The sequence below is a fragment of the Bradyrhizobium jicamae genome (assembly GCF_001440395.1).
In the GTDB taxonomy this organism is placed as follows: domain Bacteria; phylum Pseudomonadota; class Alphaproteobacteria; order Rhizobiales; family Xanthobacteraceae; genus Bradyrhizobium; species Bradyrhizobium jicamae.
Genome location: NZ_LLXZ01000176.1, coordinates 67,234 through 67,705 on the forward strand (window position 1 = coordinate 67,234; position 472 = coordinate 67,705).

Annotated in this window: 1 pseudogene; it reads left to right on the plus strand. The window is 70.8% G+C overall.

The features are described from left to right. A pseudogene (locus tag CQ12_RS46810) lies at nt 1–472 on the plus strand (type I secretion system permease/ATPase); the annotation flags it as partial.

Consider the following 472-nt stretch of genomic DNA (forward strand, 5'->3'; position numbering starts at 1 on the left):
TCTATGCCAATCTCGGTTCGGCCGCGAAGGTGCTGCGCTACATTCTGCAATCGGGCATGCTGGGCATCGGCGCCTATCTCGTCATCGCCGACAAGGCATCGGGCGGCGTCATGATCGCGTCCTCGATCCTGATGGGGCGCGCGCTCGCGCCAGTCGAACTCGCGCTCGGCACCTGGAAGCAGCTGGCCGCCGCCCGCCAGGGGCTCACGCGCCTGCGCGACATCTGCAAGGCGACCGCGCCGCCGCCGGCGCCGCCGGTCATGCTGCCGCGTCCCTGCCGCGAATTGTCGGTGCAGAATCTCGCGGTGGCGGCGCCCGGCTTCGACATGCCGATCGTGTCCGGCGTCACGTTTTCGCTCAAGGCCGGTGCAGGGCTGGCGCTGCTCGGGGCGAGTGCGTCGGGCAAGACCTCGCTTTCCAAGGCGCTGGTCGGCATCTGGCCGGCGCATCGCGGCGCGGTGCGGCTCCCCGG